Raw genomic sequence first — 14,517 nt, forward strand, 5'->3', positions numbered from 1 at the left:
GGCCCCCGGCGCGGCTCGCGGCGCCGCGCACCGCCGGCTGTCACGCCCCGTGAGGTACGATACGCGCCGGAGCAAAACGCCCCCTGAGAGAACCGGCCGTCGCGGCCCCAACCCGGCACAAGAAAAATGCGAAGAAACCCGACGCTGAACCGAACCCTGTTCGCCGCGCTGGCGGCCAGCCTGCTGTGGATACCCGCCGCCCGCGCCAGCGGGGACGACAGCTGCTACGTGCCGAACACGCTCCGGCAGACTTCATACTCGTGCGGCAACGTACCGATGCTGACGCCCGCCAACGACACGCGCATCAACGCGATGCTGATGATGGTCGACAGCGCCAAGGTCGCGCAGGTGTTTCCGGACCCGAAGGCCATCCCGGCGAAAGAGCGGATCAACCAGATCGTCGTGCCGTTCCCGATGGACTTCTCCGGATGGATCTACATCGGCCAGAAGGAGCCCGACAAGACCGGCGGCGCGGCGGACGCCGATGCGTCGTCGAACCGGTACGCGGACGGCGAAGGCAGCATCTGCCGCAGCATGAGCGCGGGCGCGGACGCGTTCAACGCTGCACTGGGCGGCGCCGGCGGCCTGCCCGCCGACGAAGCTACGCGCCTGCGCGCGGCGCGCGCCGACATCGCGCAGAAGACCTGCGCGGCGGGCGGCGCGAGCGCCGCGTGGACGAAGCCGCCGGTCAAGTCGCCGCTCGGCCAGCAGTTCGCCGCGTACCTCGACGGCACGAACGCGTTCTACCGCGCCGACTTCCTCACCGCGACCCGCGCGTTCGCGAACGCCTCGCACAGCGCGGACCCGTGGCTGAAGGAAACCGGCCTCTACATGGCCGGGCGCGCGCAGTTGAACGCCGCGCAAGCCAACGTATTCGACAACGACAACCCGACGCCGACGCGCGCGCGCGTGACGAAGGTGTCGCTCGACGCGGCGAACACGGTGTTCCAGACCTACCTGAAGGTGTATCCGAAGGGGCGCTATGCGGTGTCCGCGAACGGGCTGCTGCGACGGGTCGCGTGGCTCGGCGGGAACGTCACGCAGCAGGCCGACCTGTACGGCCATGCGCTCGCGCGCTGGTCGCCGGCCACGTCGAACGTGCCGCTGATGCAACTGGCGAACGAACTCGACAGCAAGCTGCTGTTCGGCTCGGCATTCGATGCAAGCCAGATCCAGTCGCCGACCGTGCTCGCCACCGTCGACCTGCTGCGCATGCGCGCGTCGGACAGCAGCGATGCGAGCCGCAAGCCGATGACGCTCGACGAACTGCAGGCGCAGAAGCCGCGCTTCGCGAACGCGCCCGCGCTCTACGACTACCTGCTTGCAACCTGGTACGTGCAGATCGGGCACAAGCCGGACGCCGCCCTCGACCTGCTGCCGCAAACGCCCGCCGCGCCGCTCGACTACTTCGGCCTCAGCCAGCAGGCGCTGCGCGGGTTCGCGCTGGAGGACAGCGGCCAGAACGACAAGGCGCGCCAGCTGTGGCGCGACCTGATCCCGCTCGCGACGTTCCGCTTCCAGCGCGAAATGCTGGAGCTCGCGCTCGCGATCAACCTGGAGCAGGCCGGGCTCGTCAACGACGCGTTCGCCGACGATTCGCTCGTGCAGAACGCCGCGATCCGCGCGGTGCTGCTGCAGCGCGCGGCCAATGCCGACCTGCTGCGCGCGCAGGCGCAGAATCAGGCGACGAGCGGCGCGCTGCGCGACACCGCGCTGTACACGCTGCTGTACAAGGAGCTCACGCGCTCGCACTACGCGGATTTCATCGCCGATACCGCGCTGGTGCCCGGCGCGCCCGCCGCTCCGTTGAAACCGTTCATCGCCGCCGGCACGAAAAACGAAGACGGCTACGCGTGCCTGTCGGCGCACGACATCGCCGCGACGCTGCAGCAGAATCCGGCCGATCCGAAAGGACTGAACTGCCTCGCCGATTTCGTGCGGCTGCATCCGCCCGCGTCCGGCCTCGAAACCGATCCGGTGCCGCCGTGGGTCCGCAGCGCGTCGAACGCGGCCGCCACGCGCGTGCCGCCGACGCTCGGCGCGGCGCCGTCGCAGTTCGCGGGCGCGCCGTACGAGCGGATGTCGAGCTACGTGACCGTGATGGCCGATACGCAGGCGAACCCGAACGACCGCGCATACGCGTTCTACCGCGCGATCAAGTGCTACGCGCCGGGCGGCTCCAACGAATGCGGCGGCAAGGAGGTGCCGAAGAGCACGCGCAAGCGCTGGTTCGATACGCTGAAGACCGCCTATCCGGGCAGCCCGTGGGCGCAGAAGCTTCGCTACTACTGGTAAGCGCCATATGAAGCGCATCGCGTGCGTCGCGCTGCTGCTGGCCGCGCGCGTCGCGCTGGCCGGCACCGTCGACGCCGCGCGGTACGACGCGTTCTGGCTATGGGCGGGCGTGAAGCCGCAGGCGGTCGTGCGCGGCGCGCGCGTCGTCTATGTGCTGCAAGGGCAGATCGAGGCGTCGCCGCGGGACGAGTCGCAGGTGCGCGTGATCGCGCAGGGCGTCGCGCTGCCGCCCGCGCCCGACGCGCGCGTGTGGCTCGTCTATCGTGCGCATACGCTGCGCTGGACGCCGCGCGTCACGCAGATCATGCTCGCGCAACTCGCTCGCTGGCGTGCGTCGGGCCGCACGATCGCCGGCATCCAGATCGACTTCGATGCCGGTACGCGCCATCTGCAGGATTACCTCGCGTTCCTGCAAACGCTGCGCGAGACGTTGCCCGCCGATTGCCGGCTGAGCATTACAGGGTTGCTCGACTGGAGCAGCCGCATCGATACCGACCAGGTCAACCAGCTCAAGGGGATCGTCGACGAAGTGGTCGTGCAGACCTATCAGGGGCGCCGCACGATTCCCGACTATGCGACGTACCTGCCGCGCGTCGCGCGGCTGCAACTGCCGTTCCGGATCGGCGTGATCCAGGGCGGCGAGTGGGATGCGCCGCCGTATCTCGCATCGAATCCGTGGTTCCGCGGTTATGTCGTGTTCCTGCGCAACGAGTAACGGGTAGCGGTTGGCGGGCGAAAACACGGCGAGGACGACCCGGCAACCGCAGCCATCGCCGCTGCCGGATCGCTGCCTTCAACGGCGCCGCCCGCCGCAGCGGGCCGGCGCCGCCATCATTACGCCCGCACGAACGCGAGCAGGTCGGCGTTGAGCACGTCCGCGTTGACCGTCAGCATCCCGTGCGAATAGCCGGGATACGTCTTCAGCGTGCCGTTCTTCAGCAGCTTGATCGACTTCAGCGCGGCATCCGCGATCGGCACGATCTGGTCGTCCTCGCCATGCAGCACGAGCGTCGAGACGGAGATCGACTTCAGGTCCTCGGTCTGGTCCGTTTCCGAAAACGCCTTGATGCCGTCGTAATGCGCCTTCGCGCTGCCTTCCATCCCCTGCCGCCACCAGTTGCGGATCACGCCCTGATGCACGGTCGCGCCTTCGCGGTTGAACCCGTAGAACGGGCCGCTCGGCACGTCGAGGAAGAACTGCGCGCGATTGTCGGCGAGCGCCTTGCGGAAACCGTCGAACACCTCGAGCGGCAAGCCTTCGGGGTTCGAATCGGTTTTCACCATCAGCGGCGGCACCGCGCTGACGAGCACGGCCTTCGCGACGCGGCCGGCCGGCTCGCCGTGCTTCGCGACGTAGCGCGCCACTTCGCCGCCGCCCGTCGAGTGACCGATATGCACCGCATTGCGCAGGTCGAGCGCTTCGACGACCGCGAATGCGTCGGCGGCGTAATGATCCATGTCGTGGCCGTCCCAGACCTGCGCCGAGCGGCCATGGCCGCGGCGGTCGTGCGCGACCACGCGATAGCCATGCTGGACGAAGAACAGCAGTTGCGCATCCCAGTCGTCGCTGGACAGCGGCCAGCCGTGGTGGAACACGATGGGCTGCGCGTCTTTCGGGCCCCAATCCTTGTAGAAAATCTCGACGTTGTCCTTCGTGGTGACGTATGGCATCGCGGTGCTCCTGTGAGGTGGATGGACGTGGCGAACGGGCCGCTGCCATTATCGGCTTTATTGTGAAACCACGACGCCATCGTGCAATGCGATGGCCGATCGTCCACCGGCAGGAAACGAACGACGCCGCCCGCGTCAGCCGTCAGCCGTCCGTCGACACCGTCACGGCTTCCCACGCGCGGATTTCGTCGTCCAGCGCCGCCAGCTTGTTGCGCACGAGCCGCAGCGCGTCGCTGCCGAGCAGCAGATGCGCGGGCGGATGGTCTGCTGCCATCACGGCGAGCATCGCCCGCGCGGCCTTCGCGGGGTCGCCCAGCTGCTTGCCGCTTTTCTCCTCGCGCGCGCGGCGGATCGGGTCGAACAGCGCGTCGTAGTCGGCGATCGAGCGCGGTGTGCGCGCCATCGAGCGGCCGGCCCAGTCGGTGCGGAACGAACCCGGCGCCACGGCCGTCACCGCGATGCCGAACGGCTCGAGCTCCTTGCCGAGGGCCTCGGAAATGCCCTCCAGCGCGAACTTGCTGCCGCAGTAGTACGCGATGCCCGGCATCGTGATGTGCCCGCCCATCGACGTGATGTTCAGGATGCGGCCGCGCCGGCGTTCGCGCATGAACGGCACGACGGCCTTCATCATCGCGACCGCGCCGAACACGTTCACGTCGAACTGCCGGCGCATCTCGTCGAGCGGCGCTTCCTCCATGATCCCTTCGTGCCCGTAACCCGCGTTGTTCACCAGCACGTCGACGGGCCCGACCTTCGCCTCGATGTCCGCGACGACGCCGTCGATGCGGTCGAAATCGGTCACGTCGAGCACGCGCGCGACGGCCGCCTGCGCGGACAGCGCTTCGAAGTCGCGCGCCGCCTGCGCGCTGCGCACCGTGCCGACCACCGTGTGACCGGCGGCCAGCGCCTCCTGGGCCAGCGCGCGACCGAACCCGCTGCTGACGCCGGTAATGAGCATGAGGTTGCCGGATGCCATGTGAGCTTCTCCCGAATGTGGATTGAAGCGTGCATACTAGTCTGGCGAACGATACCGAATAAGCCCGATTCCGCTGATTTTCTTGCACAAAACTATGAGCGCCGCACCCGCCCCTGCCCGATCTCCATCGCCGTCGCCGCGCGAGCGCAAGCGCCTGGTGACGCTGCTGCGCGCGCTGGCGCCCGACGAGGGCTACAACCTGACCGCGCTGCCGAGCGTGCGCATCCTGCGCTCGAACCGCGCGCTGTCGCGCACGCCGGTGCTGTACGACCCCGGCATCGTGATCGTGTGCCAGGGATCGAAGCGCGGCTACTTCGGCGGCGAGCGCTATCTGTACGACGAACACCATTACCTGGCCGTCTCCGTGCCCGTCCCGTTCAGCATGGAAACCGACGCGACGCCTGAGCGCCCGCTGCTCGCGCTGTACCTGCACCTCGATTTCACGCTGGCCGCGGAACTCGCCGCGCAGATCGATCGCGCCGGCGTCGCGGAAACCGTGCAGGCGCCGAAAAGCATGATGTCGACGCCGATGGATGAGGCGATGCACGCGTCGGTGCTGCGTTTCGTCGACGCGATGCAGCGGCCGCTCGACGCCGCGGTGCTCGGCCCGGCGCTGCTTCGCGAGCTGTATTTCCGCGTGCTGACCGGCGCGCAGGGCAACGCGATGCGCAGCGCACTGGCGATGCGCGGGCAATTCGGCCGGATCGGGCGGTCGTTACGCATGATCCATGCCGATTACGCGCAGCCGCTCGACGTGCCGCAACTGGCCGACGCAGCCGGGATGAGCGTGCCGAGCTTTCACAGTCACTTCAAGGCGATCACGCAGGTGTCGCCGATGCAGTACCTGAAGTCGACGCGCCTGCATCAGGCGCGATTATTGATGGTGCGCCAGGACCTGACGGCGGAGGCGGCCGGCTACGCGGTCGGCTATACGAGCCCGTCACAGTTCAGCCGGGAGTTCAAACGCCTGTTCGGCTTGACGCCGGCGAAGGAAACGCAGCGCATGCGCGCGAGCTTCGCGATTCCGGAAGCGTTCGACGATGCGGTGTTCGTGTCGTCGCATTGACGTCATTGACGTGCGCCGAACCGGGCGCGCGACGCACGCGTTCATCGCGCGGCGTCGAGCGCGAGGCCGGCCAGCGACTTCAGGATGAACGCGGTCACGCCCCAGATGTCCTGCGGCTGATCGGCCCAATACCCGCCGCCCGCACGTTCGCCGTCCGCGCATTGCCGCGGCAAATCCGATTCACCAGCGCGGCGAACGGGAACACGACAATTTCCTCGGCTCAACCGGCCGACATCGGTTCGCCCGCGGCACCGACCGTCGCACGGGATGTCCCGATCCACGCGGCCGCCGTCACCGCACCGGCCGCGACGAGCATCATCGCGCCCCACCCGATCCGTTCGACGAGCATGCCTGCCGCCACGGCGCCGCCGGCGCCGGCCGCGTAATACGACGTCAGGTACGCGGCGTTCAACGCACCGGCCCGCGCCGGCTGAATCGCGACGACACGGGCCTGGTTCGCGACCTGCGCGGCGAAACAACCGGCATCGAACAACGCCAGCCCGACGCCCAGCCAGCCCGGATGCCCCAGCGCAACGCCAAGCAGCAACGTGGCAAGCGCCGCCACAGCGAGCCCGCCGCCGATCACCGCGCGATCGCCGAAGCGATCCGTGAGCTTGCCGGCCACGCGCGTCACGCCCAGGCCGAGCACGCCGGCGAGACTGTATGCGCCGATCGCGGCCGCTCCGAGGTTGTACGGCGGCGCGGCCAGACGGATCGCCAGCCCCACCCACACCAGATTGAACGCGAAGAACCACAGCATGCCGGCGCAGGTGCGGCGCCTCAATGCGGCGCTGTCGCGCAACAGCCGCGCAATCGCGCCGATCGTGGCGGCGTGGCCGGAACGCCGCTCGGGGCCACCGCCGGGCAACAGTACGCCACTGCCGACGGCCGCCAGCGCCACGCAACCGGCCAATGCGAGCAGCGCACCTCGCCATCCGCACCATTGCGCCAACGCACCGCCAACGAAACGGCTCAGCAGGATGCCGGCGGAAATGCCCGCGGAGACCACACCCATCGCCCCGCCGCGCCGATGCGGATCCGCGTGCTTTCCGACGACCGCGCTGCATTGCGCCGCGACCGTCGTGGCCGCCCCCACCAACAGGAAGCAGGCGTCGAGCGCGAGCGGCGTCGACGACAGCGACGCGCACGCGAGCACCATCGCGAGCACGCCCATTTGCGCTGGAATGAGCGTGCGCGGACCGAACCGGTCGACCAGCGGAACCAGCAGCGCAAGGCCGGCCAGATAGCCGAGCATCGTCACGGACGCGAGCGTCGCCATCCGCGCGGCCGGCACGCCGAAGCTGCCGGCAATGGCCGACAGCGACGGCTGCAGCGCATAGCCGTTGGCGATCGCAACGCCCGCCGCGAGCGCCAGCATCGCGATCGCGGTGCGGGACAGGAATGCGTGCGGGCCGGCGGCCGTCATGCGACGGTCCGGACCGCGATCGCCTCGACCTCGACGCGAATCTCGGGATCGACGAACGGCAACGCATGGACCAGCGAGAACGCCGGCCGGATATCGCCGTATACCTCGCCGTGCGCCCGTGCCGCGTCCTCCCAATGGTCGAAATCCGCGACCATCAGCCGGCTCTGGACGACATCCGACAGCGCGAATCCGCTGTCCGCGAGGACCTTGCCGAGCGTCGCCAACGCATCGCGTGTCTGCGCATACACGTCGTCGCCTTTGCCGGCCGTCCCCGACACGTAGATCGTGTCGTCGACGACCACGGCACGCGAATAGCCCACCTTGGGCTCCCACGGGGAGCCGGTACTGATCCGTTGACGCATCTTGATGATCCTCCTCGGTAAGGTTCGAAAATCTCACTTACTACTTCGGTAGTAAGTGAGATCGATTCTATACTACTCCGGTAGTTAATCAAGCGCCCCGTGACACGCGTCACGGCAATTCGAGTCCATCACATGAACGAAAACGCGGAACTGATCACGTCATTGATCCGGCTTGGCTTCACGCAATACGAGGCGCAGGCGTACGCCGCCCTCGTCGGGCAAGCCGCGCTGACGGGTGCGGAAGTCGGCCGGCGCGCCGGCATGCCGCCATCGAAGGTCTACGAGACGCTCGGCCGTCTGGAGGCGCGCGGCGCGGTGCTCGTCAACCGCTCCGAGCCGGTCCGCTATGCAGCCGTGCCGCACCGGTCGTTGCTGGAAGAACTGCGCACGCGCTTCAACGCGGATCTCGACCTGGCGGCGGGCGCGCTCGACCGGCTGCCGGCGCGGCAGGAGCCGGGGCTGGTCTGGTCGTTGAGCGGACGCGGAGCGATCGTCAGCGCATTCGCGCGCGCGATCGACCAGGCGAAAACGGAAATCTTCGCGGGCGTGTGGGACGAGGAAATCGACGATCTCGGGCCGCTGCTCGAAGCGGCCGCGGCGCGCGGCGTCGATACGCACGTGGCGATCTACGGCAATCGCACGCTCAACGGCCCGCGCCACTACGACATGGCCAAATGCGGCGCCAGCGCGAGACTTCGGCTCTCGGGCCGACGGCTGGCCGTCGCGGTCGCGGACAACACCGAGGCGGTGGTGGCGGAATTCGGCGACCAGTCGCCCGATCACGCGACGCTGACGACCAATCCGGTCATCGCGCTGCTCGCGGTCGAGTACATCAAGGCCGACGTGAGCGGCCGCGTGTTGATCGACGCGATGAGTCCGGCGGAATACCGGAAAGTGCTGAAGCATCCCGACATGCAGACGATGCTTGCGCCGCTCGACAAGCAGGGCTGACCCACGCGAGATACCGATGCCCCCATACACCTTCCGCCTGCTGAACGTCTTCGCCGAATCGACGTTCGGCGGCAATCCGCTCTGCGTGTTCGACGATGCGCGCGGCATGGACGACGCGACCATGCAGGCGCTGGCCGTGCAGTTCAACCTGTCGGAGACGACCTTCGTGCTGCCGTCCGATCGGGCGCATGCACGCGTGCGCATCTTCACGCCCGGCTACGAGATGGCTTTCGCGGGCCATCCGACGCTCGGCACCGCGCACGTCGTGCGCGACCTGCTCCAGGCCGGCGACGCGCCGTCGCTCGAATTCAAGGCCGGCGTCGTCGACGTCACCGCGCGCGACGACGTGTGGACCTTCATCGCGCCGCACGCCGGCATGCCGAAGACGGCGCCGTGCGCGTTGCCCGATGCGCAGGTCGCGGCGCTGCTCGGGCTCGCGGAGGACGACCTGCTCGCACCGCCGCTGTGGGTCGACACCGGTGCCGACCAGTTGCTGGTTGCGCTCAAGGACCCGGCCGCCGTGCGGCGCGCGCAGCCCGACAGCGCGCACCTCGACATCTGGCCGCGAAGCAGCCTCGGCCGCAAGACCGCCTATGTATTCGCGTTCGACGCCGCGCGCCCGGGGACGGTCGTGTCCCGCTACTTCTTCGTGAAGCAAGGCGGCGGCGTGTCGGAAGATCCCGGCACCGGTTCGGCCTGTGCGAACCTGGGCGGCTGGCTGCTTGCCGCCAGTCACGATCTGCCGGCCGCGTTTCGGGTCGAGCAAGGCGAAGCCGTCGGCCGGCCTTGCCTGCTGCGCTTGTCGGTCGATGCCGCGGGCGAAATCGGCGTCGGCGGGCGCGTGATCGAAATCGGACGCGGCACGATCAACGTGTGATCGGCGCGCGCCCGCCGACGCCTTCACTCATCGCGCGCCCACCCGCCACACCGTCACTTCGTGCAGCGTCTCGCCCGGCTTGAGCGCCGTCGACGGGAAGGCCGGATGATTCGGCGAATCGGGAAAATGCTCGGCTTCCAGCGCGAACGCATCGGTTTGCCGGTACAGCGTGCCGCCCTTGCCCGCGACACTGCCGTTCAACCCGTTGGCCGTATAGAACTGCAGCCCCGGCTGCGTCGTGTACAGTTCGAGAAAACGCCCGGACGCCGGGTCATAAGCGCGCGCGGCAAACGCCGGCGCCGACTGGCCGCCCTGGTCGAGCACCCAGTTCTGGTCGTAGCCATGCGCGATCACGAGTTGCGGATACGCATCGCGCAAATGCGCGCCGATCGGCGTCAACTGGCGCAGATCCATCGGCGTGCCCGCGACGCTCGCCAGTTGCCCGGTCGGAATCGACGTGTCGTCGGTCGGCGTGAAACGCGAGGCGGCGATCTCGATCAATTGCCGCTCGACGCTGCCGCCCGCCTGCCCCGCCAGATTGAAGTAGCTGTGGTTGGTCAGGTTGACGACCGTGTCCGGGTCGGTCGTCGCGCGGTAGTCGATGCGGATCTGGTCGTCGCGGGTCAGCGTGTAGGTCACGTCCGTCGTCAACGTGCCGGGGAAGCCGTTCTCGCCGTCGGGGCTCACGTAGCGCAGCGTGACGCTCGAACCGGTCGCGTCGCTGTGGGTGCCGGTGACCTTCCACACCTTCGCGTCGAAACTGTCGGGGCCGCCGTGCAGCGTGTTCGGCCCGTCGTTGACCGGCAGCTTCCACGTTTTGCCGTCGAGCGCGAAACGCCCGCCCGCGATGCGGTTCGCATACCGGCCGATCAGCGCGCCGAAATGGATGTTGCCGTTGTGCGCTTCGTAGTCGCGCAGCGAATCGAAGCCGAGCACGATGTCGGCCACGTGGCCGGTGCGGTCGGGCACGTCGAGCGCCGTCACGATGCCGCCGTACGTGATGACCTTCAGCGTCACGCCGTGCCGGTTCGCGAGCGTGTACTGGCTCACCGCCTGCCCGGTCGCGGTCGTCCCGTAATCGGCGCGGCTGATCGAAACCTCGGGCACCGCCGATGCGATGGCTGCGTGCAGCCAGAATGTTGCGAACACACCTATCGCGAGCATCGGTTGTCGTGGCCAGCGTCGTTTCATGAAAATCTCCAAAGTGGTGCGGCCCGTGCTCGCGCGCAAGTTGCGTGCCTGCACGTACCGCGTTTGCCATGCTGCGCGTCTCGCCTCCGTCGCAGGCGCGGCGCTCACGTATGGTCCGCGCGCCACCGGCGAGGCGTGACACCGATCAACCGCGTAAACGTTCGCGAGAAATGGCTCTGATCGGCGAAGCCGCATGCAATGGCGATCATGCTCAACGGCACGTTCGGATTGCGCATCCATTCCTTCGCGCGTTCGACGCGCTGCACGATGAGCCAGCGATGCGGCGGCAGCCCGGTCGTTCGATGAAACGCCTTGACGAAATGGCTGCGAGACAACCCGCACGCGCTCGCCACGTCGGCCAGCCCGATGTTGCCGTCGAGGTGCGCGAGCAACAGCTCCTTCGCGCGGCGCGCCTGCGACGGCGTGAGCTTGCCGTCCGACTTTTCCCGCCGTTCGCCGACGCCGCCGTAACGATGCGCGACGTGTGCCTGAAACGCCAGCCCCACGTGATCGACGAAGATCTGCGACGCTTCGCCCGGCCGGGCCAGCGCCGGCAGCAGCGACTGGCCGAGCGCATGGATGATCGAGTCGTGGGTGCTCAGATGCGGCGGCAGATAAAGCTGCGGCCGCTGCCGGCCGCCGAGGTCGTCGACCGTTTCCTCGAGCGTGTGGCGCGGCAGATGGAAATGAAGGCAATCGAACGCGCCCTTGAGGTCGGCCACCCAGCGACGGTCGAGATCGTAGATCGACACGGTTCCCGCGCCATACGGGACGAACGGTGCGGGGCGGCCATCGAGCCACAGATCCTGTTCGCCGAACGCTCGCAACTGCAATACGATGAGATCCGTATTCTCGAGTTCATAGGGCGCGGTCAGCCCCATGTTCCTGCGCAAGCTCTGGAGTCGGACGATACCGATTTGCCCGTGCGGCAACGCTTGCGTGACGACGGTCTGCCTGACGTCGGCCGGCATGAAATCGGACGATGCGGTATCCGGCTGAGCGGCGGTCATGGGGCGATGGGGGAAAGGCGAATAACGGTACCTGCCACTCTAGCAAATCGCGGTGACGCATGCTGCGCGCGCCGCACCGGCACTGGTATGATGCGCCAGCCCCTCCCTACGGAATTCGCGATGAAGCTGTCATTCGAAGCGCTCGAAGCGCTGGACGCGATCGACCGCACCGGCACCTTTGCCGAAGCAGCGGAACTGCTGCATCGCGTCCCGTCCGCACTGACGTATCTCGTGCAGAAACTCGAAAGCGATCTCGGCGTGGCGCTGTTCGACCGCAGCGGGCGACGCGCGAAGCTCACGCATGCGGGACGCATCGTCGTCGAGGAAGGCCGGCGCCTGCTGCGCGCGGCCGAGCAGCTCGAAATGAAGGCACTGCGCGCGCAACAGGGCTGGGAAACGGAAGTCCGCGTCTGTATCGACGAAATCCTGCCGTTCGACGCGCTGTGGCCGTACGTGCACCGGTTCTACGCGCTCGGGATGGACACGCGGCTGCGGCTGTCGACCGAAGTGCTCGGCGGCGCATGGGATGCGCTGATTTCGCGGCGGGCGGATCTCGTCGTCGGCGCGGCGGGCGAACCGCCGGAATTGCCGGGCATCGTCGCGCGGCCGATCGGCTCGCTGAAACACGTGTTCGCGGTCGCGCCGTCCCATCCGCTCGCGGCGCTGCCCGAACCGCTGGCGATGGCGTCGGTCGTCCAGTATCGCGGCGCGGTGATCAGCGATACGTCGCGCGAATTGCAGCCGCAGTCGGTCGCGATCGATGCGGGCCAGCCGTATCTCGCGGTGCCGACGCTGGCCGCGAAACTGGAAGCGCAATGCGAAGGGCTCGCGGTCGGCACGCTGCCGGAATGCATCGCCGCGCGCGCGATCGCCGACGGCAAGCTCGTCGCGCGCCAGGTGACGGGCATGCGCGACACCACGCACTGCTATCTCGCGTGGCGCGGCGACGAGGCGGGCCGCGCGCTGCACTGGTGGGTCGAGCAACTCGACCAGCCCGATCTCGTCGAGCGTTTCACGACGCCGGACTGACGCGCCCGTTCACGGCCCGCCGACGCGCCGGCGGCCGCACGCGCGGCCGCCTCGTCGATGGCGGACGGCCCGGCATCGCGCGCGTCATGCTGCGCCCCGGCACGGCGCCACGCGCCGCAACAGAAAGCGCACGCCCATCCCCTCCCGCCGGCGGCCCTCACGATCCGGCCGCGCGTCAGCCGAGCGAATCGTGCAGCCGCTTCATTTCCTTCTCGAGCCAGCCGATCAGGCTGAACCCCGCGTGCGCCTGCTCGACCGGCGGAATCATCAGCCTTTCCTCGGTCGCGATGTGTTCGGTGAGCGACTCGCACATCAGCCTGCCGAGCGCCGGCTTCCGGCCGATCAGCGCCGACAGATCCTCGCTGCGAAGCTGATGCACGGTCATCGCGGTCACCGCGTGGACGGTCGCATGAAGTCGCGTGCCGGCGAGCACGACCGACTGCCCGATCGCATCGCCCGGCGCCATCCGCCGGACTTCGACGTCGCCGGACGCGCCCGGCACGAACACCGCCGCGACGCCCGATTCGACGATCGTCAGCACGCGCGATTCCGCATTCGACGCATAGATCACGTCGCCCTTGCCGAACGAACGCGATACCAGCGCATCGGCCAGCACGGCCAGATCGTCGTCGTCGACGCGCGCGAACAGTTCGACCGCGCGCAACAGCAGCAGCCGGCGCGATACCGGATGCCCTGGCGAGGTCGATGACGATACAGCCACCGGCACAGGCCCCGCGAGCGGCCGCCACACGACGCCCGCCGCGGCCAGATGCCGATGCGCGAGATCGTAGAGCGCATTGCGCACGGTCGTCTTCTTCTGCAGCGCGTCGACGTAGCAGATGAGTTCGTACTGGATCGCGTTCGCGCGGAACGCCTTCACGACGGCGATCGGCGCGGGGCGCGCGAGCACGTCGAGCGAACTCGCCGCGGCCCGCTCCAGCGCGCCGACGGCGACGGCCGGCCGCACCGCGGGATCGAGGTCGAGCGCGAGCGTGACGCCGTGCAGGCCGGCCGGCTCGCTCAGGTTCACGATGGTGGCGCGCGCCGCCGAGCTGTTCGGCACGACGACCAGGTTGCCGAGGTTGTCGATCAGCTTCGTCGAACGCCAGTTGCTCTCGACGATCCGCCCTTCGAGTTCGCCGATCGACACCGTATCGTCGAGCCGAAACGGTTGCGTGGTGTTCAGCACGAGCCCGGAGAACACGTCGTTCAGCGTGTTCTGGAGCGCGAGACCGAGTATCACCGCGACCGCGCCTGAGGTCGCGACCAAGCCGCTCAACGGCAGGCCGAGCACGTAACCCAGCGCGGCCACCGCGGCCGCGCCGAACACGATGCCCGCGGCGATGTCGTGAAAGAGCCGCTGGCTGTGCCACGCACGCGGCAGCAGCAGATGGTTGAGCAGCAGGCTGAACACGATCGCGCACTGGAGCCACCACGCGATGCAGACGGCCTGGACCACGATCCGGTCGAGCCCGCCGAGCGACGCGGGAACGGCGAGCGGGCTGACGCCGGTCGCGAACAGCACGGCGCTCAGCGCGGCGAACGCCGCGCAGCGCCGGATGGCGCGCGCCACGGGGCGATCGTGCCCGAACAGCCGCCACGCGGCGAGATCGGCGAGCACGATCGGCGCGCCGTAGATCGCCGTATCGGAGAAATTCAACAT

14 protein-coding genes are annotated in these 14,517 nt (G+C 68.5%); 6 read left to right on the top strand and 8 right to left on the bottom strand.

What is annotated here, in order from left to right:
- The first annotated feature begins 126 nt into the window (after nt 1–126).
- Both HWX14_RS26820 and HWX14_RS26825 read left to right on the top strand, forming a co-directional pair.
- Nucleotides 127–2,295: a hypothetical protein gene (locus HWX14_RS26820; protein WP_175885344.1), complete on the top strand. Its 2,169-nt coding sequence runs from the start codon at nt 127–129 to the stop codon at nt 2,293–2,295.
- Nucleotides 2,296–2,302: 7 nt separating this feature from the next.
- Complete coding sequence (locus HWX14_RS26825; protein WP_175885345.1) at nt 2,303–3,010, top strand: DUF3142 domain-containing protein; 708 nt, start codon at nt 2,303–2,305, stop codon at nt 3,008–3,010.
- Nucleotides 3,011–3,129: 119 nt separating this feature from the next.
- Here HWX14_RS26825 and HWX14_RS26830 read toward each other — a convergent pair whose 3' ends face one another.
- Both HWX14_RS26830 and HWX14_RS26835 read right to left on the bottom strand, forming a co-directional pair.
- The gene (locus HWX14_RS26830; RefSeq protein ID WP_175885346.1) at nt 3,130–3,966 is read right to left on the bottom strand and encodes an alpha/beta hydrolase; all 837 of its coding nucleotides are present in this window, start codon (nt 3,964–3,966) and stop codon (nt 3,130–3,132) included.
- 142 nt (nt 3,967–4,108) lie between these two features.
- The gene (locus tag HWX14_RS26835) at nt 4,109–4,942 is read right to left on the bottom strand and encodes an oxidoreductase (RefSeq protein WP_175885347.1); all 834 of its coding nucleotides are present in this window, start codon (nt 4,940–4,942) and stop codon (nt 4,109–4,111) included.
- A 94-nt stretch (nt 4,943–5,036) separates the two neighbouring features.
- On the opposite strand from HWX14_RS26835, the gene HWX14_RS26840 reads away from it, so the two are divergent.
- Nucleotides 5,037–6,008: an AraC family transcriptional regulator gene (locus tag HWX14_RS26840; protein ID WP_175885348.1), complete on the top strand. Its 972-nt coding sequence runs from the start codon at nt 5,037–5,039 to the stop codon at nt 6,006–6,008.
- 41 nt (nt 6,009–6,049) lie between these two features.
- On the opposite strand, the gene HWX14_RS36805 is transcribed toward HWX14_RS26840, so the two are convergent.
- The 3 genes from HWX14_RS36805 to HWX14_RS26855 are packed head-to-tail and all read right to left on the bottom strand — an operon-like array spanning nt 6,050 to nt 7,796.
- Nucleotides 6,050–6,181, bottom strand: a complete 132-nt coding sequence (locus HWX14_RS36805; protein ID WP_279611844.1) for a hypothetical protein — start codon at nt 6,179–6,181, stop codon at nt 6,050–6,052.
- Nucleotides 6,182–6,228: 47 nt separating this feature from the next.
- A complete protein-coding gene (locus tag HWX14_RS26850) occupies nt 6,229–7,434 on the bottom strand; it encodes an MFS transporter (protein WP_175885349.1) in 1,206 nt (401 codons plus the stop codon).
- Nucleotides 7,431–7,796, bottom strand: a complete 366-nt coding sequence (locus tag HWX14_RS26855) for a RidA family protein (protein WP_175885350.1) — start codon at nt 7,794–7,796, stop codon at nt 7,431–7,433. Before HWX14_RS26855 ends, HWX14_RS26850 begins: the two co-directional genes overlap by 4 nt.
- Nucleotides 7,797–7,928: 132 nt before the next feature.
- Here HWX14_RS26855 and HWX14_RS26860 point away from each other — a divergent pair, with 132 nt between their 5' ends.
- Together HWX14_RS26860 and HWX14_RS26865 are read left to right on the top strand one after the other, a co-directional pair.
- Nucleotides 7,929–8,747, top strand: coding sequence for a helix-turn-helix domain-containing protein (locus tag HWX14_RS26860; protein WP_175885351.1), 819 nt, complete (start codon nt 7,929–7,931; stop codon nt 8,745–8,747).
- Between the two features lie 16 nt (nt 8,748–8,763).
- Nucleotides 8,764–9,624 carry a PhzF family phenazine biosynthesis protein gene (locus tag HWX14_RS26865; protein WP_175885352.1) on the top strand — a complete coding sequence of 287 codons (861 nt, stop codon included), beginning with the start codon at nt 8,764–8,766 and terminating at the stop codon, nt 9,622–9,624.
- A gap of 27 nt (nt 9,625–9,651) precedes the next feature.
- Here the strand turns inward: HWX14_RS26865 and HWX14_RS26870 are convergent, their stop codons facing one another.
- Both HWX14_RS26870 and HWX14_RS26875 read right to left on the bottom strand, forming a co-directional pair.
- Nucleotides 9,652–10,815, bottom strand: a complete 1,164-nt coding sequence (locus HWX14_RS26870) for an aldose epimerase family protein (RefSeq protein ID WP_175885353.1) — start codon at nt 10,813–10,815, stop codon at nt 9,652–9,654.
- 104 nt (nt 10,816–10,919) lie between these two features.
- Complete coding sequence (locus HWX14_RS26875; protein ID WP_175885354.1) at nt 10,920–11,825, bottom strand: AraC family transcriptional regulator; 906 nt, start codon at nt 11,823–11,825, stop codon at nt 10,920–10,922.
- 120 nt (nt 11,826–11,945) lie between these two features.
- On the opposite strand from HWX14_RS26875, the gene HWX14_RS26880 reads away from it, so the two are divergent.
- Nucleotides 11,946–12,854, top strand: a complete 909-nt coding sequence (locus HWX14_RS26880; RefSeq protein ID WP_175885355.1) for a LysR family transcriptional regulator — start codon at nt 11,946–11,948, stop codon at nt 12,852–12,854.
- A 175-nt stretch (nt 12,855–13,029) separates the two neighbouring features.
- Here the strand turns inward: HWX14_RS26880 and HWX14_RS26885 are convergent, their stop codons facing one another.
- Nucleotides 13,030–14,517, bottom strand: a complete 1,488-nt coding sequence (locus HWX14_RS26885; protein ID WP_175885356.1) for a mechanosensitive ion channel family protein — start codon at nt 14,515–14,517, stop codon at nt 13,030–13,032.

The organism is Burkholderia sp. BCC0044 (genome assembly GCF_902832955.1).
Classification (GTDB): domain Bacteria; phylum Pseudomonadota; class Gammaproteobacteria; order Burkholderiales; family Burkholderiaceae; genus Burkholderia.

Coding starts and splice junctions, on each gene's coding strand:
- HWX14_RS26860 (WP_175885351.1), top strand. CDS start 7,929: ATGAACGAAAACGCGGAACTGATCACGTCATTGATCCGGCTTGGCTTC.
- HWX14_RS26850 (WP_175885349.1), bottom strand. CDS start 7,434: ATGACGGCCGCCGGCCCGCACGCATTCCTGTCCCGCACCGCGATCGCG.
- HWX14_RS26885 (WP_175885356.1), bottom strand. CDS start 14,517: ATGTTGAATTTCTCCGATACGGCGATCTACGGCGCGCCGATCGTGCTC.
- HWX14_RS26835 (WP_175885347.1), bottom strand. CDS start 4,942: ATGGCATCCGGCAACCTCATGCTCATTACCGGCGTCAGCAGCGGGTTC.
- HWX14_RS26865 (WP_175885352.1), top strand. CDS start 8,764: ATGCCCCCATACACCTTCCGCCTGCTGAACGTCTTCGCCGAATCGACG.
- HWX14_RS26820 (WP_175885344.1), top strand. CDS start 127: ATGCGAAGAAACCCGACGCTGAACCGAACCCTGTTCGCCGCGCTGGCG.
- HWX14_RS26870 (WP_175885353.1), bottom strand. CDS start 10,815: ATGAAACGACGCTGGCCACGACAACCGATGCTCGCGATAGGTGTGTTC.
- HWX14_RS26855 (WP_175885350.1), bottom strand. CDS start 7,796: ATGCGTCAACGGATCAGTACCGGCTCCCCGTGGGAGCCCAAGGTGGGC.
- HWX14_RS26830 (WP_175885346.1), bottom strand. CDS start 3,966: ATGCCATACGTCACCACGAAGGACAACGTCGAGATTTTCTACAAGGAT.
- HWX14_RS26875 (WP_175885354.1), bottom strand. CDS start 11,825: ATGACCGCCGCTCAGCCGGATACCGCATCGTCCGATTTCATGCCGGCC.
- HWX14_RS26880 (WP_175885355.1), top strand. CDS start 11,946: ATGAAGCTGTCATTCGAAGCGCTCGAAGCGCTGGACGCGATCGACCGC.
- HWX14_RS26840 (WP_175885348.1), top strand. CDS start 5,037: ATGAGCGCCGCACCCGCCCCTGCCCGATCTCCATCGCCGTCGCCGCGC.
- HWX14_RS26825 (WP_175885345.1), top strand. CDS start 2,303: ATGAAGCGCATCGCGTGCGTCGCGCTGCTGCTGGCCGCGCGCGTCGCG.